Annotated in this window: 20 protein-coding genes; 8 read left to right on the top strand and 12 right to left on the bottom strand. The window is 61.1% G+C overall.

All coding sequences use genetic code 11. From position 1 onward, the window contains the following. Positions 1 to 4 precede the first annotated feature (4 nt). Together EKL02_RS16670 and EKL02_RS16665 are read right to left on the bottom strand one after the other, a co-directional pair. Entirely contained in the window at positions 5 to 1105 is a 1101-nt protein-coding gene (locus tag EKL02_RS16670) for an ABC transporter substrate-binding protein (RefSeq protein WP_128903083.1), read from the bottom strand. A gap of 158 nt (positions 1106 to 1263) precedes the next feature. After that, complete coding sequence (locus EKL02_RS16665; protein WP_128903082.1) at positions 1264 to 2664, bottom strand: porin; 1401 nt, start codon at positions 2662 to 2664, stop codon at positions 1264 to 1266. Between the two features lie 325 nt (positions 2665 to 2989). On the opposite strand from EKL02_RS16665, the gene EKL02_RS16660 reads away from it, so the two are divergent. Together EKL02_RS16660 and EKL02_RS16655 are read left to right on the top strand one after the other, a co-directional pair. Continuing rightward, entirely contained in the window at positions 2990 to 3667 is a 678-nt protein-coding gene (locus EKL02_RS16660; protein WP_128903081.1) for a response regulator, read from the top strand. Further along, a complete protein-coding gene (locus EKL02_RS16655) occupies positions 3664 to 5064 on the top strand; it encodes a sensor histidine kinase (protein WP_128903080.1) in 1401 nt (466 codons plus the stop codon). The genes EKL02_RS16660 and EKL02_RS16655 overlap by 4 nt, the downstream gene beginning before the upstream one ends. A 211-nt stretch (positions 5065 to 5275) precedes the next feature. On the opposite strand, the gene purB is transcribed toward EKL02_RS16655, so the two are convergent. Further along, entirely contained in the window at positions 5276 to 6643 is a 1368-nt protein-coding gene (purB, locus tag EKL02_RS16650; RefSeq protein ID WP_128903079.1) for an adenylosuccinate lyase, read from the bottom strand. Positions 6644 to 6799: 156 nt separating this feature from the next. On the opposite strand from purB, the gene EKL02_RS16645 reads away from it, so the two are divergent. Beyond that, entirely contained in the window at positions 6800 to 7408 is a 609-nt protein-coding gene (locus EKL02_RS16645; protein ID WP_128903078.1) for a glutathione S-transferase N-terminal domain-containing protein, read from the top strand. A gap of 60 nt (positions 7409 to 7468) precedes the next feature. Here the strand turns inward: EKL02_RS16645 and bfr are convergent, their stop codons facing one another. From bfr to EKL02_RS16600, 9 genes are all read right to left on the bottom strand, one after another. After that, the gene (gene bfr, locus EKL02_RS16640; RefSeq protein ID WP_128903077.1) at positions 7469 to 7939 is read right to left on the bottom strand and encodes a bacterioferritin; all 471 of its coding nucleotides are present in this window, start codon (positions 7937 to 7939) and stop codon (positions 7469 to 7471) included. Between the two features lie 120 nt (positions 7940 to 8059). Beyond that, complete coding sequence (locus EKL02_RS16635) at positions 8060 to 8479, bottom strand: biopolymer transporter ExbD (RefSeq protein ID WP_128903076.1); 420 nt, start codon at positions 8477 to 8479, stop codon at positions 8060 to 8062. Further along, on the bottom strand, positions 8479 to 9204 hold the full coding sequence (locus EKL02_RS16630) for a MotA/TolQ/ExbB proton channel family protein (protein WP_128903075.1): 726 nt from the start codon (positions 9202 to 9204) through the stop codon (positions 8479 to 8481). The genes EKL02_RS16635 and EKL02_RS16630 overlap by 1 nt, the downstream gene beginning before the upstream one ends. Before the next feature lie 9 nt (positions 9205 to 9213). Next, positions 9214 to 9951: an energy transducer TonB gene (locus EKL02_RS16625; protein WP_128903074.1), complete on the bottom strand. Its 738-nt coding sequence runs from the start codon at positions 9949 to 9951 to the stop codon at positions 9214 to 9216. A gap of 118 nt (positions 9952 to 10069) precedes the next feature. Further along, the gene (locus tag EKL02_RS16620; protein ID WP_128903073.1) at positions 10070 to 10273 is read right to left on the bottom strand and encodes a (2Fe-2S)-binding protein; all 204 of its coding nucleotides are present in this window, start codon (positions 10271 to 10273) and stop codon (positions 10070 to 10072) included. A 55-nt stretch (positions 10274 to 10328) separates the two neighbouring features. Then, positions 10329 to 10526, bottom strand: coding sequence for a hemin uptake protein HemP (locus EKL02_RS16615; RefSeq protein WP_128903072.1), 198 nt, complete (start codon positions 10524 to 10526; stop codon positions 10329 to 10331). A gap of 97 nt (positions 10527 to 10623) precedes the next feature. Beyond that, positions 10624 to 11823 (bottom strand): globin domain-containing protein, encoded by a 1200-nt coding sequence (locus EKL02_RS16610; protein WP_128903071.1) that lies wholly within the window; start codon positions 11821 to 11823, stop codon positions 10624 to 10626. 165 nt (positions 11824 to 11988) lie between these two features. Then, positions 11989 to 13092 carry a tRNA 2-thiouridine(34) synthase MnmA gene (gene mnmA / locus EKL02_RS16605; protein ID WP_128903070.1) on the bottom strand — a complete coding sequence of 368 codons (1104 nt, stop codon included), beginning with the start codon at positions 13090 to 13092 and terminating at the stop codon, positions 11989 to 11991. Next, on the bottom strand, positions 13085 to 13573 hold the full coding sequence (locus EKL02_RS16600; RefSeq protein WP_128903069.1) for an NUDIX hydrolase: 489 nt from the start codon (positions 13571 to 13573) through the stop codon (positions 13085 to 13087). The genes mnmA and EKL02_RS16600 overlap by 8 nt, the downstream gene beginning before the upstream one ends. Before the next feature lie 475 nt (positions 13574 to 14048). On the opposite strand from EKL02_RS16600, the gene panD reads away from it, so the two are divergent. The 5 genes from panD (at position 14049) to EKL02_RS16575 (ending at position 20097) form a co-directional block, all read left to right on the top strand. Then, on the top strand, positions 14049 to 14408 hold the full coding sequence (panD, locus tag EKL02_RS16595; RefSeq protein ID WP_128903068.1) for an aspartate 1-decarboxylase: 360 nt from the start codon (positions 14049 to 14051) through the stop codon (positions 14406 to 14408). A gap of 152 nt (positions 14409 to 14560) precedes the next feature. Further along, positions 14561 to 16144: a Re/Si-specific NAD(P)(+) transhydrogenase subunit alpha gene (locus EKL02_RS16590; protein ID WP_128903067.1), complete on the top strand. Its 1584-nt coding sequence runs from the start codon at positions 14561 to 14563 to the stop codon at positions 16142 to 16144. Positions 16145 to 16168: 24 nt separating this feature from the next. Beyond that, positions 16169 to 17590, top strand: a complete 1422-nt coding sequence (gene pntB, locus EKL02_RS16585) for a Re/Si-specific NAD(P)(+) transhydrogenase subunit beta (protein ID WP_128903066.1) — start codon at positions 16169 to 16171, stop codon at positions 17588 to 17590. A 212-nt stretch (positions 17591 to 17802) separates the two neighbouring features. After that, the gene (locus EKL02_RS16580; RefSeq protein ID WP_206732413.1) at positions 17803 to 19437 is read left to right on the top strand and encodes a diguanylate cyclase; all 1635 of its coding nucleotides are present in this window, start codon (positions 17803 to 17805) and stop codon (positions 19435 to 19437) included. 177 nt (positions 19438 to 19614) lie between these two features. Continuing rightward, positions 19615 to 20097 carry a cyclic nucleotide-binding domain-containing protein gene (locus EKL02_RS16575; RefSeq protein WP_164932051.1) on the top strand — a complete coding sequence of 161 codons (483 nt, stop codon included), beginning with the start codon at positions 19615 to 19617 and terminating at the stop codon, positions 20095 to 20097.

Raw genomic sequence — 20097 nt, 5'->3', positions numbered from 1 at the left:
AGGCTTACTTGCCCTTCACCGTGCTATTCCACTGTTTTAAGAATTCAAGACGCTTGGCCTGGTCGAGGTAGGTCAGCAGGCCGGTATTGATTTCCACCGGTCGCAAGGCATTGCCGAGTTCCCGCTTGAGGCCGCTGGCCGTGGTGGCGCCTTCGACATCGGGACGGATGGCATAGAGGTCTGCCTTGCTGGCAATGATTTCCTGGCCCTTCTTGGATAGCACGAAGTCGAGCCACAGCTTGGCGGCATTCGGATTCTTCGCCTTCTTGGCGATGAACATGACGCGGCTCAGAACCAGCGTGTAATCCTTGGGTAGCACGATGCCGATCGACGGGTCCTTCTGGGCCCGGGTCAAGGCGTAGGCGGCGTTGAGATTGTATCCGATCAGGTTTTCGCCAGAGGCGATGCGTTCCATCATCGTGCCGGTAGACGCCTGGACTTTTACCTGCACGGCACCGAGTGCCTTCTGCAGTTCGGCGAAACCGGCGGCGTTGACCTGCTTGTCCTGGGTGACGAGCATGAAGCCGACACCAGATTTTTCCGGGTCGTAGGTATTGACCTTGCCCTTGTACTTCTCGGTCTGCGTGTTGAGCAGCTTGATGAAATCGGCGTGGCTTTGCGGTACGTCGGCGGCCGGGACCAATCGCTTGTTATAGACGATGCCGATCGGCTCGTAGGTGGTGCCGAAGGCTTCGTTTTTCCAGTTGGCCCAATCCGGCAGCTTGGCCGTTTCGGGTGACTTGTGCGGCTGCGCGTAGCCGTCGTTGACCAGCTTGATCTGCAAGTCCATCGACGACGACCAGGTGACGTCGGCCGAACTGCCGGCAGCGGACTCGGAGATGAAGCGGTTGTATAGCTCGGTGGTGCTCATGTTGCTGTACTCGACGTTGATCGCCGGGTACATGCTGCGGAATTCGCGGATCAGGTGGTTGGCCTGCTCATTGTCGGTGACGCCGTAGATGACCAGCTTGCCTTCCTTTTGCGCGGCGGGCACGTCGGCGGTGGTTTGGGCGTGGGCCGAGCCAAAGCCGACGGTGGCATTGAGGGCGGCGACGATTAGGCCGGCAAGCAAGCCACGCTGGAAGCGGCGACGGGTGGTATTCATGATTTGTCTCCTTGATTCGATTCTGGCATCCGGTCCTGGCTTTGTCAGGTGCCGGCCGGATGGCTCAGGGTCTAATATAACTGCGGAAGCTTTCGATTCGCTTTCGTTTTCACGGGGAAAGCGTTTTTTCACTATTTCGCTTTCCCCGCGCATGTTGCTTAGAAGCGGTAACGGGCACCCAGCATCAGCGACGACGGCGAGAAGTTTGCCGGCAGGCCGGAGCCGCTGTCGAAGCCCTGGCAAGTGCCACCAGCGCACAGTGAGTTCTGGCCGCCGTTCTCGTTGGTGACCTTGGCGTAGTAGACATAAAGGTCGGTCTGCTTGTCGAGGGCGAACTCGTAGCCGGCGCCATAGTGAGTGGAGTCGCGGTTGGTGCTCATGCGGTCGTCGAGGCGGCTATAGACTGCACGCACGGTGTGGCGCTCGCCGAAGGGGATGGCGGCACCCAGCCACCAGACGTTGCGATCCAGCGTCTTGTTGATGGCGGCACCGTCCTGGGTATCTGTGCCGTGCAGGAACTGGGCGTAAAATTTGGCGACCTTCAGGTCGTAGGTCGCGGCCAGGTTCCACGAGGTGCGGTGCGCGTTCTCGGTGGCCGGGGCGGTAACGGTGCCCATCTTGGCGTAGTCGAGATAGCCGGCGCCGACAAAGAGCGGGCCGTCGGCGTAAGTAACACTGGCGCTCCATCCCTTGCCTTCACTCTTCGGGCCAGTGTTGCTGTTGCCGGGGGCGCCGCCGGTAACACCGACATCGGTCTCGCTATTGTTCTCCATGCCGGCGCTGTAGGCGACCTTGCCCTGGAAGCCGGCCAGTTTCGGCGTTGCGTAGAACAGCGCATTGTCGAATCGGCTGGCGGCTGTGGAAGACCACAGGCGGAAGGCGGTGGCGCCGCCGATGGTGAACGGGTCAGCGATGCTGGTGATCGAATAGATCGGCGCATAGTCGCGGCCGAAACGCAGGTCGCCGTAGGTCTTGCTGTTCACGCCGAGGAAAGTATTGCGCGAGAAAATGGCGACGCCGGTGCTGTTGACAGAGGCCGACGACGCAGCGCCCTGGCCAGGATTGCTGACGTTGGATGAATGGCCGGTGTTCTGGCCATTGTCGACGGAAACGCCGGCTTCGAGCTGAAAGTAGGCGCTCAGGTCGTCGCCGAAGTCGCGCTCGCCCTTGAAGCCGATGCGGCTTGCCGAGCCGAGGCCACTCTGCACGCGGACCTTGCTGCCACGGCCATAGTTGCCGATTTCGACACCGGCATCGACGATGCCGTAGATGCTCAATCCGGCCGGCATGGCTAGCCCCTTGCTCTTGGCGGGCTCGGCGGCGGCAGTTGCCTTCTTGCTGGCCTCGTCGGCCTTCCTGGTCGCTTCCTCGGCTTTCTTGGTGGCTGCGCTGGATGTGGCGGCAGTAGCTTGCAGCACTTCCTCCAGTTTTTCCAGACGCGCTTTCTGTGCGGCGATTTCGGCGCGCAGATCGTCGAGCGGAGCAGCGTGAACGGCGCCGGCGATGGCCATTGGGGCAAAGCATGCCAGCATGGCACGGGTCAGTGGGTTGAAACGCATTGTCTCTCCGAAAATTGGTTGTTGATATACATTCACTCCGGCAACGCCGGGTGGGAATGCATTAAATACGAGGAAGCTTTCGATTTGCTTTCGATATGCGTAAAAGCGCCTCAGCCTGCAACACCCATCCAGCTGAAAGAGAAAATCCACCCAAATACGCTACACTTATTCGTCGTGGCCCCAACGATGGGCGACTATCACCCCTGGTTAAATTTCAACGAGCAGGGGTGGTCAAGATTGAACGCGCCCGGATTCATTCGGCAGATCGGCGGCGAAACAAAACCGTCAGTGAGTCCGGTTCAAGTCGGCAATACGGAGACAAAACATGAAGATCCTGCTGGTCGAAGACCACCCGGAACTGTGTGAATGGGTCGCCAAATCCCTGCGCCAGTCCGGTTATGCGGTGGATATCGCCGCCCGCGGCGACCACGCTGAACACTTCCTGCTGACCGGCGAATACGACGGCGTGCTGCTCGACCTGTCGCTGCCCGACAAGGATGGTCTTGAGGTGCTGAAAAATCTGCGTACCCGCGGCTTACAGGTGCCGGTGCTGATCTTCACTGCGCGTGGCTCAGTCGACGACCGCATTCGCGGACTCAACCTGGGCGCCGACGACTACCTGCCCAAGCCTTTCGAACTCGGCGAGCTCGAAGCGCGACTGAAAGCCTTGCTTCGTCGATCGGCCGGGCAAACGCCGGTCGTGCGCCTGGGGGCGCTGGCCTTCGATACGGTAAGCCGCCTGACGACGATAAATGACACCCCCTTGTCGTTGACCCCGCGCGAACTGGCGGTGCTGGAAGTTCTGCTCCGCCGTATCGGCCGGCCGGTGGCGCGTGATGCCTTGTTCGAAAAACTGTTCAGCATGGAGCAGGATGCCAGGCCGGAAGCCATCGAAATCTACGTGTCACGGTTGCGCAAGAAGCTGGAGGGCAGCGGCGTGGCGGTGACCACAGTGCGTGGCATCGGCTACCTGATCAGCGCAACCGACGAGAGAAGCGCTTGATCCCCCACGTGCGCAGCCGCTTGCCGGCCAAGAGCCTCAAGCGTGGCCTGGCAGTCTGGCTGGTCGGCGTGTTATCGGCCTTGCTGCTGGTCGATGCCTGGTTCAGCTATCGCGATGCGCTGGCCGCCGCCAACCACGCCTATGACCGCTCGCTATCGGCTTCGCTGAAAGGTATCGCCGAACGCATCTATGCCACCGACGCGGAGGTCGTCGTCGACATTCCCTATTCCGCGCTCGAACTGTTCGAAGCCGGCAGTTCCGACCGCGTGTTCTACAGCGTCGGCCATCCGGGCGAAAAAGTGCTCACCGGTTACGACGGATTGCCGTTGACCGAGGCACTAAAGCCCAATGTCGCGGTGTTCTACGATGGCATGTACAAGGGCCAGGCCCTGCGCCTGGGGGCGATGTTGAAGCCTCTGTATCGCACCGAGTTTCCCAAGCCGGTGCTGCTCATCCTTGGCGAAACGACCAACTCCCGCAAGGAAGTGGTGCAAAGCCTGTTTTTCGGCGAAGTCGGGCGCAAGGCCGTGCTCGTCGTGGTCGCCTTGATCGTCGCCCTGCTTGCTACCCGGCAGGCGGTCAAGCCTGTCGAGCGCTTGGGCAGTGAGATTCGTAATCGTCCGGACGACGATCTGACACCGATCCAGGCCGGTGACCTGCCGCGCGAAGTGGTGCCGCTGGTTGATTCCATCAACCTGCACATGGACCGCATCGAGCGCATGGTCGAGGCGCGCCGCCGCTTCATCGCCGATGCTGCCCACCAGTTGCGTACACCTCTCGCCGTGCTTAATACGCAGTCCGAGTATGCTTTGCGTCAAAGCGAGGTCGGCGAAATGCGCCCGGCTGTCGAGGCTTTTCATAACAGCCTGGGCAGCGCCATTCGCCTGACCAACCAGTTACTTTCGCTGTCGCGGGCGGAGCCGGTCAACGGCCTGGTGATGCCGCCGCAGCGTGTCGACCTGGCTGCCGTGGCGCGCGATGTCGTGGTGGATTTGCTGCCTTTGGCAACGCGTAAGCAGATCGATCTGGGATACGAGGGGGAAGCCAATACGCCCGCCAACGTATCCGGTCAGGCCGTGTTGCTGCGCGAGATGGTGTCAAACCTGGTTGATAATGCGCTTCGTTACTCCCCGAATGGCGGCCAGGTGACGGTGACCGTGCTCCCCCAAGGCGATGGGGTTTTTCTGACGGTAAGCGACAACGGGCCAGGGATCCCGGAAGATCAACGTAACAATGTCTTTTTGCGCTTCTTCCGGCTCGATAGCGGCGACACGCTAGGTAGCGGCCTTGGTTTGTCGATTGTCCGCGAAATCGTGGTTGCCCATGCAGGAACGATCACGCTGTCTGACGCCCCGCGTGGTGGATTGTTAGTTACGGTGCGCCTCCCACTCTGTTAAAACGTGCCGCTGAACTCGCTTGCGGCTCTAAAGAATCGTCTGCGGGAAAATTGGAGAAAAGCGGTCAGGATCAAAATCGTCCCAATCGATCGCTACACCCTTGGATTCGCGGCCGTACGATGCTCAAGTTTTTGATTTCTGACGAGTGAAAATCTCCGGATATGTGCACGCCCACAACCCGTGGCAAGCCGGCTTGCCACGGGGAATATCCTTAAATCTTGTGCGCCAGCGCGGCGGCGATGCCGATGTAATTGGCAGGCGTCATGGCCAGCAACAGGTCTTTGGCGTCTTGCGGAATGGCCAGGCCGGAGACGAAGTCACGCAGGGCTTCCTTCGAGATGCCCTTGCCGCGGGTGAGTTCCTTCAACTGCTCGTACGGGTTTTCGATGCCGTAGCGGCGCATCACGGTTTGTACCGGTTCAGCCAGGACTTCCCAGTTGGCATCCAGATCCGCTGCCAGGCGCTGCGGGTTGACTTCCAGCTTGTTCAGGCCGCGCAGGCAGCTGTCGTAAGCCAGCAGGGTGTAGCCAAAGCCTACGCCGATGTTGCGCAGCACGGTGGAGTCGGTCAGGTCGCGCTGCATGCGCGAGACCGGCAGCTTTTCGGACAGGTGCTTCAGCACGGCGTTGGCCAGGCCCAGGTTGCCTTCCGAGTTTTCGAAATCGATCGGATTGACCTTGTGGGGCATGGTGGAGGAACCGATTTCGCCAGCCTTCAGCTTTTGCTTGAAGTAGCCCAGGGAGACGTAAGTCCAGATGTCGCGGTTCAGGTCGAGCAGGATGGTGTTGACGCGGGCGAAGGCGTCGAACATTTCAGCCATGTAGTCGTGCGGCTCGATCTGGATGGTGTAGGGATTGAATACCAGGCCCAGGCGCTGTTCGACCACATTTTTCGAGAAAGCCGGCCAGTCGAACGACGGGTAGGCGGACAGGTGGGCATTGTAGTTGCCCACGGCGCCATTCATCTTGCCCAGCACTTCCACTTGCTCGATACGCTTCACGGCGCGCCGCAGGCGGGCCACCACGTTGGCGAATTCCTTGCCCAGGGTGGTCGGGCTGGCAGTCTGGCCATGGGTGCGCGATAGCATCGGCAGATCCGCATTGGCATGGGCGATCTCGGTCAGCCTGGCGATCACGGCGTTCAGGGATGGCAGCATCACGCCATCGCGGGCCGCTTTCAGCATCATGCCGTGCGACGTGTTGTTGATGTCTTCGGAAGTGCAGGCGAAGTGGATGAATTCGGAGGCGGCGACCAGCTCCGGCACATCCTTGACTTGCTCTTTCAGCCAGTATTCGACGGCCTTGACGTCATGGTTGGTGACGGCTTCGATTTCCTTGATGCGGGCGGCATCGGCTTCGGAGAATTCGGCGGCCAGCTTGTCCAGCAAGGCGCCGGCCGTTGCGGAAAACGGCTTGATCTCGGCAAAGCCTGCTGCCGAGAGGGCTTGCAGCCAGGCGATCTCGACCTTGACGCGATGGTGCATGAAGCCGGCTTCGGACAGGATGGGGCGCAGCTTGTCGGTTTTGGCGGCGTAGCGGCCGTCGAGCGGGGAAAGGGCGGAAAGCGCGGAGAGTGGCATGGCAGGGCAGCGGGAAAAGAGTCGATTAATCCGCCATTTTACCATCCGCAGGCAGCATCAAGCCGCTTCGTGGCGGGCGCTGGCGGGGGGCGGCCATGCCTGACCGAAAGGCGGCCGATGGTATAATCAGCGCCCGAATTCCTTCCAGTCATCGCCATGAAATTGATCGGTTCCCTTGCCAGCCCCTATGTGCGCAAAGTGCGCATCGTCATGGCGGAAAAAAAGCTCGATTACCAGTTCATTCTCGAGAATGTCTGGAGCGAAGATACCGCCATCCAGCAATCCAATCCTCTGGGCAAGGTGCCCTGCCTGGTGATGGAAGATGGCGGCGCCATGTTCGATTCGCGCGTGATCGTCGAATACCTCGAGACCATGTCGCCGGTGGGGAAGCTGATCCCGGGGCAGGGCCGTGAGCGTGCCGAGGTCAAATGCTGGGAAGCGCTGGCCGATGGCGTGCTGGACGCCGGCGTGCTGGTGCGCCTGGAGCGTACCCTGCGTCCGGAAGCGCAGCAAAGCCCGGCCTGGATCGCGCGGCAACTGGGCAAGGTGGAGGCGGGTCTGAATGCCATTGCCACTGGCCTGGGCGACAAGCCTTACTGCGCCGGCAACCACTATACGCTTGCCGATGTGGCCGTTGGCGCCACGCTCGGCTGGCTGAACTTCCGTTTCCCGGAAATCCATTGGGCCGAGGCGCATCCGACGCTTGCACGGCTCTACAATAAACTGTCGGAGCGTCCTGCGTTCAAGGATACTGTTCCGCAATAATGCGGCCGCAATAATAAAAAAACGGGGCGCGCAGCCCCGTTTTTTATTGGCAGTATCGCTTCACTCTTCCATTTGCGACTGCAGGTAATTTGGCAAGCCGATCTTGTTGATCAACTCGATTTGCGTTTCCAGCCACTCGATGTGTTCTTCCGTATCGTCCAGGATGGCCTGGAAAATTTCACGCGAGACGTAATCGCCGGCAGCTTCGCAAGCCTTGATGCCATCCTTGACGGTGGCATGGGCCGCCAGTTCCAGCTTCAGGTCGCAATCGAGCATTTCCGGCGTGGTTTCGCCGATCATGATTTTGTTGAGCGCCTGCAGGTTGGGCAAGCCTTCCAGCATCAGGATGCGGTTGATCAGGTTGTCGGCATGTTTCATTTCGCCGATGGATTCGTCGTATTCCTTCTTGCCAATCTTTTTCAAGCCCCAGTGGCTATACATGCGGGCATGCAGGAAATACTGATTGATCGCAGTCAATTCATTGGTCAGCTGCGCATTCAGCAGCTTGATGATATTGGCATCGCCTTTCATGGTCGCCTCGGCAAGAATGGGAAATCGGTTTGAGAATAACAGGATGATAACGCAAACCGGCGGCGACTAGTTGCGGCCGATTGCGGCGCCGTTGGCCGCCCGCTGCCGTGTCAATGCGGATTACTTCGTATTCGGATCGGTGATGAAGCCGATCTTGGTGAGGCCGCCTGACTGGGCTGCCGCCATTACCTGCGCCACCGTTTCATATTGGGTCGTGCGTTCGGCACGCAAGTGCAGTTCCGGTTGCGGCACATGTTTTGCCGCCGCGTCGATGCGCACCTTCAGCTGCCCCATGTCGATCTGGTCCGCGTTCCAGAATACCTTGCCCTGGGCATCGATTGCCAGGTTGATGTTATCCGGCTTGGGCTCGTTCTTCTGGTTGACCGCGTGCGGCAGGTCGACCTTGACGGTATGGTTGATGACGGGGATGGTGATCATGAAAATAATCAGCAGCACCAGCATCACGTCGACCAGCGGCGTCGTATTGATCTCGGGGTTGAAATCGTCGTCGTTGCTGTCGGAGAGGGAACCCATTGCCATCATGCCGCTCCCACGATTGCCAGCTTGCCGCTGCCTGCGCCATCCCTGCCTGTGCTGCTGCGCGCGCCGGTGACGAACAGGGCGTGCAGGTCGAAGCCGAACTTGTGCAGGCGCGCGGTGACATTCTTGTTGCCGCGCACCAGGGCGTTGTAGCCGAAGGATGCCGGAATCGCCACGGCCAGACCAAGCGCGGTCATGATCAGCGCTTCGCCAACCGGGCCGGCCACGTGGTCGATGCTGGCCTGGCCGGAGGCGCCAATTGCCACCAGGGCATGGTAAATGCCCCAGACAGTGCCGAACAGGCCGACGAAAGGCGCGCTCGAGGCGACCGACGCCAGCACGGCCATGCCGGTCTGCAGCTTGCCGGTGACTTCATCGATGGCCTGGCGCAGCGACAGGGTCACCCAGTCGCTCACCGATAATTCGTCGTGCAAGTGCCCCTGGTGGGCGCTATGGTGCTGCATGGCGCCGACGCCGGCGTTTGCCAGCGCGGCAAAGGGATTGTTGCTGCCCAGCGTAGCCAGACCGTCCTGCAAGGTGGTGGCATCCCAGAACTGGTAGCCGGCGGCCCTGGCCGCGCGCCGGTATTGCAGCAGTTGCAGCGCCTTCGAGACGATCACGTACCAGGACGCGATCGACATGGCGATCAGCAGGACAGCGACGCTCTTGGTGACAAGATCGCCTTGCTGCCACAGGTTAGCCAATCCGTAGGGGCTTGCTTGCATGATGATTCCTCAGTTATCCAGTTGAAAGCTGATCGGCAAAATCGCATAGACCGGGACGGGCCTGCCATTTTCCGTATAGGGTTTGAATACGGCGCGCAGGGCCGCCTGGCGCGCGGCTTCGTCCAGGCGCGGCACGCCCGAGGACTTGTGGATGTCGGCACGCTCTGCCCGGCCGCGGTCCGTAATCAGGATGCGCAGCATCACGGTGCCTTCCTCGCCCATGCGCCGCGACAGCGCCGGGTATTCCGGGCGCGGCGGCTGCAGGTACTCGACGCCGGTGGTCACCGTGCGTGGCTGGACGGGGGCGGCGGGCGCCGCCGGGCCAGCGGATGCCGTGGCCGACGCGGCGCTGGCTGGCGCTGCCGTGGCGGCTGTTGCTTCGGCTGGCGCTGCCGAAGCTGGCTCTGCCGGCGCCGTGATCGACTTGGGCGTCGGTTGCGGGCTGGGTGCGGTTTTGGCTACGGGAACAGGCGGCGTCGGTGCCGGTTTTGCCGCCTTGGGCTTGACTTGCGGCTTGGGTGGTTCCGGCTTCGGCTGGGGAGGTTGCGGCGCTTGCACGACAGGTGCCTGTGCCGGCTGTGCAGCAATCAGGGTGGCAATGATTTCGCGGGGCTCGGGGCGCGGCGGCTGTTGTCCCAGGCCGCTTTGCAGGGCATAAAAAAAGGCGGCGTGCAGCAGTATCACCAGCCCGAGCGGTCCGGCCTGCCTGAAAAACTGCCAGTTCTGGCGCTGTCCGTTGGTGGTCATCGGGGAAGCAATCGGCGGTTTTGCACGCGAGTAGTGTTGGTCGGGGCCGGGGGCGGCAGGGATAAAGCCCGCCGGTGCCGTATTGCTTCTCATGATACTGGAAACGTCGCCGGCCTTTTCAGGCAGCGAGTGCCTCAAGGGAAAACGAGGCGATTGCCGATTGGCGGCATTCGCGCAGCACTTCCTTGGCGCAGGAGTGGCATTTGCCGCAGCAGGTGCCGACATCCAGATGCGTGCGCAGGTCGGCCAGCGAGGACATGCCTTGTTCCGCCGCCTTGCGGATCTTGTGGTCGGAGACATTGTTGCAAACACAGACGATCATCTTTTCACCCCACTACGCTCGATAAGCAATTTTTCAGAAATACCCGGTCGTGCATTCACGCAGTCAGGATCAACTTGTTCTGTTGCGTCAGGCGCAGCTTGTAGATCCGGCCGCCATGGTCGATTTCCACTTCGCGCGCATGCGCAAACAAGTCGCGCGACTGCAAACGGACGGTCGTACCCGTTGCGCCTGCTGGGGCGGGCGCCGGGCTGGCGGTCTGTTGTTGCTTAAAGGGATCCACAACGCTGTCCATTTGTTAATCTTGATATGAATGATAACGATTCGCATTTAGATTATGGGGGCAGTCGCCGAAATATGCAAGCGCTTTGCAGATCCCTGTTCCACATTGCTTAGCCTAAGTGGTCGAGCAGCTCCGGCCCGAACACTTCGCGGTGCAGGCGGGCCGCCGGTACGCCTGCAGTGATCAGGGCGCGCCATTGCTCGCGCATGAAGCCCAACGGGCCACACAGGTACACATTGGTTTCCGTGCGTGGCCAGGATGGCAGCCTGGAGACTTCCATCAGCCCGGCATGCGTGCCGGCAGGGGCGTCAGCCAGCAGGGTTTCGTGGAAGCTCACCACCCGCAGGTTGGGCATGCGCTTTTGGGCGGCGGCGATATCGGCCTGGTGGGCATGATGACTGGCGTCACGGGCGGCATGGCTGAAAATGACGTGGCGCGCCGGATTGACCCGGGCGATGTGGTTCAGCGCGGACACCATCGGCGTAATCCCGACCCCTGCCGACAGCAATACCACGGGATCAATCGACGCCACATCCGGTGCAAAATCGCCAAAGGGATGGGTGATGTGGAGCAGATCGTCCGCCTTGACGTTTTCGTGCAGCCAGTTCGATACCTGGCCGGCCGGCGCCTGCGCGTTGCCGGCTTCGCGCTTGACGGAAATGCGCAAATGCGACGCCAGTGGCGTATCCGACAGGCTGTACTGGCGCAACTGCCGGCTGCCGTCGGCAAAGCTGACGGCCACGCTGACATATTGACCGGGCTTGAATGCCGGCAGCGCCTGGCCATCGCCAGCGGCCAGCGTATATGACAGTACGTCTTCGCTCTGGCGTTCCACGCCCGTGACTTTCATTGCGCGCAAGGCGCCGGCCTCGGTGCCGGCTTGCGCATACAACTCGCGCTCGGCGGCAATCAGGGCATCCGCCAGTTCGCCATAGGCTTCGTCCCAGGCCGCCAGCAGCGGCGCGGTGGCCGCGTCGCCCAGCGTTTCCTGGATTGCGCCGAGCAGGTGCCGGCCGACGATCGGGTAGTGCTCGGCGCGAATGCCAACCGAGGCGTGCTTGTGCACGATGCGCTTGACCACGGGCTGCAGGGCCTGGGCATTGTCGATGTTGGCCGCGTAGGCGAACACGGCGGAGGCAAGCGACTGCTGCTGGACGCCATTGGCCTGGTTGCCCATGTTGAACAGGTTGGTCAGCTCGGGGTGTTCGGCAAACATGTTGCGGTAAAAGGTGCGCGTGATGGCAAGGCCATGCTCGCGCAGGACCGGGACGCTGGCATCGATATAGGGGCGTGAAGCGCGTGAAACCATACTTTCTCCAATATGATGCATATTAAATGCATCTTAAATAACAAAAAACAAGCTCATCGGGTGAGCGGTCAGGCATTTCAAAACCCATTCTATCAAAAGTGCTTTTCAAATGCATGTTTAATCTCGCGGCACGGCAGGGGAGCGCTCCCCTTGCTTGCCACTCTTTTAACGTGTGATGATGCCGCCGCCCAGGCAGATGTCACCCTGGTACAGCACGGCGGATTGGCCCGGCGTGACGGCCCATTGCGGCGTGTCGAAGTCGAGGCCGAAGCCTGCAGCGCCGGCTGCCTGGAATGCGCAGGCGACATCGGCCTGGCGATAGCGTGTCTTGGCCGAAAAGGCGCCGTCCGCGGGCGGCGAGCCGGCGATCCAGCTGGACTGCCCGGCTTCCAGCCTGGAGGAGAGCAGCCACGGATGATCGTGGCCCTGCACCACATACAGCGTGTTGGCTTCGACATCCTTGCGCGCCACGTACCAGGGATCGCTGTCACCGGCGGCATTCTTGTGGCTCTTCATGCCGCCGATGCCAATGCCCTTGCGCTGGCCCAGGGTGTAGAAGGACAGCCCGACATGTTCGCCGACGGTGTCGCCTTCGGGCGTTTTCATCGGCCCGGGCTTGTAGGACAGGTAGCGGTTGAGGAATTCCCGGAACGGGCGTTCGCCGATGAAGCAGATGCCGGTCGAATCCTTCTTGGCCGCATTGGGCAAGCTGATTTCTTCGGCGATCCTGCGCACCTCGGTCTTGGGGATTTCGCCCAGCGGGAACAGGGTTTTCGACAGCTGCGCCTGGTTCAGGCGGTGCAGGAAGTAGCTCTGGTCCTTGCTGGCGTCGTGCGCCTTGAGCAACTCGAAGCGGCCGGCGTTGGCCCCTGTGCCGGCTTCGCGCACGCGGGCGTAATGGCCGGTGGCGATCAGGTCGGCGCCAAGCTTCATGGCGTGGTCGAGGAAGGCCTTGAACTTGATCTCGGCATTGCACAGGACATCCGGATTGGGCGTGCGGCCGGCCTGGTATTCGCGCAGGAACTCGGCAAACACGCGTTCCTTGTATTCGGCGGCAAAATTGACGGCCTCGATATCGACGCCGACCACGTCGGCCACGCTGGCGGCATCGATCCAGTCCTGGCGCGACGAACAGTATTCGGAATCGTCGTCGTCTTCCCAGTTTTTCATGAACAGGCCGATGACTTCATAGCCTTGCTGCTTCAGCAACCATGCCGACACGGAGGAATCGACGCCGCCCGACATGCCGATCACCACCCGCTTAGCCATTGAATGCTCCGATGGCATCCGGGTGAGAGTACAGCAGCGACAGCGGGGCGCGCTTGCCTTGCAGGTAATCGTCGATGCATTGCAGCACCAGCGGGCTGCGGTGCTTGTCGCGGCTGGCCAGCAACTCGTCGTAATCCATCCAGACCGTGCGCAGGATGCCTTCATCCAGCGGCTGGTCGTAAGCCGCGCCCAGTTCGCCGGCAAATGCAAAGCGCAGGTATGTGACTTCCAGGCCAGTACGGGAAGACAGGTAGCGCGCCATATAGACGCCGACCAGGGCGGTGGCTTCGAAATCGTGCGCGGCTTCTTCCATGGTCTCGCGGGCGACCGCTTGCGCCAGGGTTTCACCCGGATCGAGATGGCCTGCCGGCTGGTTGAAGCGGATGCCGTCGCTGGTTTCTTCCTCAACGAGCAGGAAGCGGCCGTCGCGCTCGATAATGGCGGCGACTGTGACGGACGGTTTCCAGTTTTGTGCACTCATGACGTTCGTGGCCGCGCAGCGCTGCGCCGTGAACCGGCGCGCGCAAGAGCGGCATGATTTGAAGAAGCGTCATTTTACCGTGGCAGGAAGAATTTTATTGCGGTGCATGATGAGTGCAATAAATTTTAGATTTTGCAATAAATTGATTATTCGCAACTTCTTTTGGGCAAGTGACTGGAAAATAGGGCGTCACAAGTCAGTATTGAAGCGTTGCAATAAAATTATGTTTTAATGCGGGAAAGAAAATGAGCTTGCCGGTTTAACGGAATTTTCAGGGAATTCGCGTACCTTTCCCGATGATGGTGCGGGATTACGTGTAAGATTTCGCTGGTTTTTCGTTTTTCGGGGAGCCCATCGTTTCGGCACGATGCCGAAATCCGCGCGGGCGTCAGATGCGCTCGTATCATTCTTTCCAATGCGGTCAATTCGCAGGCGCGATGGCAGCAAGATGTAGCAAGGCAGTCAGGAGAAGTAAATGCAACGTATTATGTTACGCGCGAAGATTCATCGCGCATCGGTCACCCAGTGCGACCTGAACTATGAAGGTTCCTGCGGTATCGACGAAGAATTGCTGGAAGCGGCCGATATCAAGCCGTTTGAAAAGATCGAGCTGTACAACGTTAACAACGGCGAGCGGTTTTCGACCTATGCCATCAAGGGCAAGCGCGGCAGCGGCGAGATTTCCCTCAATGGCGCCGCGGCACGCCTGGCGCACCTGGGCGATTTGCTGATCATTTGCACCTACGCGCCGATGAGCGACGAAGAAATTGCGACCTATCAGCAGAAGATTGTCTTCGTTGATGACAATAATCGCATGACCGGTCTGAAAAAATAATATTTGCGGCGCCCCAGGGCAGCCGCAAGCAGCGAATTCACACGATCCCGCTGCGCCTGAGAGGGCGCAGCGGGATTGCTGCCATTAGGGGCAGACCCCCGGCGAATTCGGGGGGGCAAAAATTAAAATGAAATCATCAGGAGGAAATACTTATGGCTTCAGTGATCGGCATACCTCGGGAAACCTATCCCGGCGAAAAGCGTGTCGCGACGGTGCCGGAAGTGGTGGAAAAGCTCATCAAGCTGGGCTTTACCGTCACCGTCGAATCCGGCGCGGGTGACGCGGCCAATTTCAGCGATGACGCTTATCGTGCCGCTGGTGCGCAAGTTGTCGATGGCGCCGCCGCGTTGTGGGCTGGCGCCGATATCGTCTTCAAGGTGCGCGCACCGGACGCCAACGAGCTTGCCCTCGTGCGCGCCGGCACGACGCTGGTCTCCTTCATCTGGCCGGCGCAAAACCCGGACCTGATGCAGCAGCTCGCTGCCCGGAACGTGACCGTGCTGGCCATCGATGCGCTGCCGCGCCAGCTTTCGCGCGCGCAGAAGATGGATGCGCTGACGTCCATGGCCGGTATCAGCGGCTACCGCGCCGTCATCGAAGCCGCCAATGCCTTCGGCCGTTTCTTCAATGGCCAGATCACTGCTGCGGGCAAGATCCCGCCGGCCAAGGTCTTCATCGCCGGTGCCGGCGTGGCGGGCCTGGCTGCCATCGGCACCGCCGCCAACCTGGGCGCGATCGTGCGCGCCAACGACACCCGGCCGGAAGTGGCGGACCAGGTCAAGTCGCTGGGCGGCGAGTTCGTGAAGGTCGAATACGAAGAAGAAGGCTCCGGCGGCGGCGGTTATGCCAAAGTGATGTCGGAAGGCTTCCAGCAAGCCCAGCGCGAGATGTACGCCAAGCAGGCCAGAGAAGCGGACATCATCATCACCACCGCCCTGATTCCTGGCAAGCCGGCGCCGAAACTCATCACCGCCGAGATGGTGCAATCCATGAAGCCGGGCAGCGTGATCGTCGACATGGCAGGCGAGCAGGGCGGCAACTGCGAATTGACCGAGCCGGGTGAAGCCGTGGTCAGGCATGGCGTGACCATCATCGGCTACACCGATCTGCCGAGCCGCCTGGCCAAGCAATCGAGCACGCTGTACGCCAGCAACCTGTTGCGCCTGACGGAAGAGCTGTGCAAGACCAAGGATGGCAAGATCGACGTCAACATGGAGGACGATGCCATTCGCGGGCTGACCGTCATCAAGAATGGCGAAGTCACCTGGCCGGCGCCGGCGCCCAAGCTGCCGGCGGCACCTGCCGCGGCTGCCAAGCCGGCTGCCATGCCGCCGCCCAAGGCGCACGGCCATGGCGCTGCCGCACCGGCCTCGGCCACCAGCATCGCCGTCACGTTCGGCATTGCGGCAGCGCTGTTCTGGCTTATCGGCGCGTTTGCCCCGGCGGCCTTCATCGGCCACTTCACGGTGTTCGTGCTGGCGTGCTTCATCGGTTACATGGTGGTGTGGAATGTCACGCCGGCCTTGCATACGCCGCTGATGAGCGTGACCAATGCGATTTCCAGCATCATCGCCATTGGCGCGCTGGTGCAGGTTGCGCCACCGCTGGACGGCGGCGCCGGGCGTCCTGACGACTGGATCCGCTGGCTGGCCGTGATCGGCATCGTGCTCACCGCAATTAACATGTTCGGCGGCTTCGCCGTGACCCGCCGCATGCTGGCGATGTTCCGCAAATAAGTATAAAGAAAGGCGAAACTCAAAATGTCTGAAAGCCTCACTATCGTCGCCTACCTGGGCGCAGCGATCCTGTTCATCCTCAGCCTGGGTGGCTTGTCCCACCCGGAAACCTCGCGCCGCGGCAACCTGTACGGCGTCATCGGCATGACGATTGCCGTGCTGGCCACCGTGCTCGGCCCGCGCGTGGCGGCTGCCGGCATCCCCTGGGTCGTCGGCGCCATGGTGGCCGGCGGCACCATCGGCCTGTATGCTGCACGCACCGTCAAGATGACGCAGATGCCGGAACTGGTCGCCCTGATGCACAGCCTGGTCGGCCTGGCGGCAGCCCTGGTCGGCTACGCCAGCTACATCGACCCGGCGGCGTCGGCCCATTACGCCGGCGCTGAAAAGACCATCCACGACATCGAGATCTATGTCGGCATTCTGATCGGCGTGGTGACCTTCTCGGGGTCGCTCATCGCCTTTGGCAAGCTGTCGGCGCGGATCGGCGGCAAGCCCCTGCTGCTGCCAGGGCGCCACTTGCTGAACCTGGTCGGCTTGCTGGTCGTGATTTACTTCGGCATCCAGTTTGTCCATGCCGAATCGATCGAAGCGGGCATGCTGCCGCTGGTGGTCATGACGGCCATTGCCTTCCTCTTCGGTATCCACATGGTGATGGCGATCGGCGGCGCCGACATGCCCGTCGTGGTGTCGATGCTGAACAGCTATTCCGGCTGGGCGGCGGCGGCAACCGGCTTCATGCTGTCGAATGACTTGCTGATCGTCACCGGCGCCCTGGTGGGCTCAAGCGGCGCGATCCTTTCCTACATCATGTGCCGCGCGATGAACCGCAATTTCATCAGCGTCATCGCCGGCGGTTTCGGCGGCGGCGCCGGCAAGCCGGCGGCAGCCAAGGGTGAAGCCGAGCCGCAAGGCGAAGTGGTGCCGGTCAGCGGCGCAGAAACCGCCGAGCTGCTGCGCGAAGCCAAGAACGTCATCATCGTGCCAGGTTATGGCATGGCGGTGGCGCAGGCCCAGCACGTGGTCAATGAAATCGTCCAGCACCTGCGCGAGAATGGCGTCAATGTGCGCTTCGGCATTCACCCTGTGGCCGGGCGCATGCCGGGCCACATGAACGTGCTGCTGGCCGAAGCCCGCGTGCCGTACGATATCGTCATGGAGATGGATGAAGTCAATGCCGATTTCCCGGAGACCGACGTGGCCATGGTGATCGGCGCCAACGACATCGTCAATCCGTCGGCGGCGGAAGACCCGGCCAGCCCGATCGCCGGCATGCCGGTGCTGGAAGTCTGGAAAGCCAAGACCTCCATCGTCATGAAGCGCAGCATGGCGTCCGGCTATGCGGGCGTGGACAATCCACTGTTTTACAAGGACAACAACCGCATGCTGTTTGGCGATGCCAAGAAAATGCTGGATGAAGTCCTGGTGGCACTGAAGTCGGCCTGACCGCCTTTTTGCCAGATAACAGCCGCGTGCGTGTCACGCGGTTTTTTTTCGCGCATGCGATCGTGCTCCCGTTGATGAATAACGCCGCCGCCAGAATTAACTATTTGTAATTAGCTTTTGCTTAAAAGTAACTTTACAATGTGTTTTGCCTGAGCTTAGGCTTGGCAGGCGGCTGCGCTTTGCGACCGCGATACGTGTGCAGTCATCGCATCTTGAATCCATTGCTATCCTATTCCCGCGCATTGTGGCGCAACTTGTGCGCCGGGCTGGTCTTGGGCCTGTTGTGGCCAGGCCTGCTTGGCGCAGCGCCGGTGGACTTGCCCGGGCAGTGGCACGCCGCCGAGCCCGGCTGGACGTACCGGCAACCAGGCGATCCGGCGTTGGCTGCCCTGACGCCGGTCGGGCGGCTGGCAGCCACCGGCGGCAATTTCTGGCGCCAGGCCGAGGTTGACGTGCCGGCCGCTGGGCGCTACGTCATCGACTTGCGCAACTCCAGCCTGATCGGTGTCTTTCATCACCGGGTATTCGACGCGCAGGGTGCGCTGGTGGCGACGCTGTCCGGCGGTATCCAAAGCCCGGAACCAAACCCGTTTTTCCTGCGCCACGGGCGCGAGCTGGATCTCGTCAAGGGCCGCTACCGCATCGTTACGCAACTCGATTCGCCGGTATTCCTGGCGCAGGCCGAACCGTATCTGGACACGCTGGAACACTACCGCCAGAACATCAAGGCCGGCAATGCGCTGGTGCTGGTGTGCCTGGGCGTTTTCATCGGCCTGGGGTTTTACTATGCTGCGCTGTCCATGGTGCGCCAGCGCATGGCCGAGCGCATGTATGCCCTGTTCATTCTCGGGAACCTGATCTGGAACGGCATGTGCCTGCTGGTGTTTCCGGATCTGCTGGGCGTGCGCTGGTTCTACCTGTCGAGTTTCGCCATCCTGTTTTCCAACTGCGCCTATATCGTGTTTGTCATGGCCTTGCTGGAAATTCGCCTGGACAACCACCCGCGCCTCTATCGGGCCGGATGCGCGATGCTGGCGCTCATGGCGGCGGCGATCCTTGCAGCGCTGGCGCGGCCAAACTGGTCGCTGGAACTGGACCGCTATGGCGTCGGCGTCTTCATCACGTATGGCCTGGTCGCCGGCATCGCCTGTGCGCGCGCGGGCAACCGCTCGGCACGCCTGTACCTGGTGGCGATTGCCGCCTTTTTCGTGCTCGGCGCGGCGGCCATTTCGCTCACGCGGCTGGATGCCTATACCGTGTATATCGAGCACGTCGGCTTGCTGGCGGTGACGGTCGAGGTGATCCTGCTGGCGCTGGTGCTGTCCTACCAGTTCGGCCAGCTGCATCATGAAAAGGAAGTTGCGCTGACAGCGGCGCGCAAGCACTTCGAGCTGGCGCATACCGATGCGCTGACCGGCTTGCCGAACCGCTTCAGGCTGGAGATGGAGCTGCACAAGCTGCCGGACGATGGCAGCCTGACCATCATCGACCTCGATGGCCTCAAGCATTACAACGATACCCATGGCCATGCGCGCGGCGACGAATTGCTGCAGCGCTTTGCGGCGCACCTGGCATCCGGCCTGGGCCAGCAAGCCTTGCTGCATCGCATGGGCGGCGATGAATTTGCCATCACCTGCCACAGCGGCAACCTTCACTGGCTCGAGGATGTGCTGGGACAGGCGGTGGCCGCGTTGCGCAAGGACGATTTTGTCTTTGCCGGCGCCAGCTACGGTTCCGCGCATGCGCATGAGGCAGGCGACCGGCGCCAGTTGCTGCACCTGGCCGATAGCCGCATGTATCAGCACAAGCGCCAGGGCGGCAAGTCCGAATCCGAATCCCGTCCCTAGCGCCTGCCGAGCATCCTTTGTCCGGCGCACCATTGGCATTCTTGCAATCATCGACTAATATGAGCAACTTGATAACGATCAAGTTGGGCGTTGGCGATATCGGCATGCAAATCAAGACCATGCCGATTCGTTTCAATGGCCTGTGCCGGTCTATGGGTAGCTGCCTGAGGGGTGCGAGTGAAATTCACCGATTTTTTCAATTACGACGGCAAGGCGGAAGCCCCGGTCAAGAACAGCTTAGTATTTCTGGCGAATCTTCCGGTGGAAGACTGGGAGCATATCCTGGCTTTCGCGCAGCGCCATCGCTACGCAGCAGGCGAATGTGTGGTGCGTCAGGGAGAGACGTCGATGGCGCTTTACATCGTTGCCAGCGGCGAGCTGGATGTCGTGTTCATCGGCGACGACAATCGCGAGCGGCTTGTGTCCAGCATTGATGCGCTGTCGGTATTCGGCGAACAGGCCTTTCTCGACGGTTTGCCGCGCTCGGCATCCGTGCGTGCGCGCACGGATGCCGAGGTGCATTTGCTCTCGCGCGACGCATTCGACAGCCTTGCTGTGCGCCACCCGGAGCTGGCGCGGCAGCTTTTGCTGGAACTGGGCCGTATCGTTTCCCTGCGTTTGCGCGAGATGACAATAATCGCCATGCAGGGAGGGCGCTGA

This window comes from Janthinobacterium sp. 17J80-10 (genome assembly GCF_004114795.1).
Lineage (GTDB): Bacteria > Pseudomonadota > Gammaproteobacteria > Burkholderiales > Burkholderiaceae_D > Paucimonas.
Note: the sequence above shows the minus strand (reverse complement) of the source record. Positions and strands in the feature narration are given on the sequence as shown.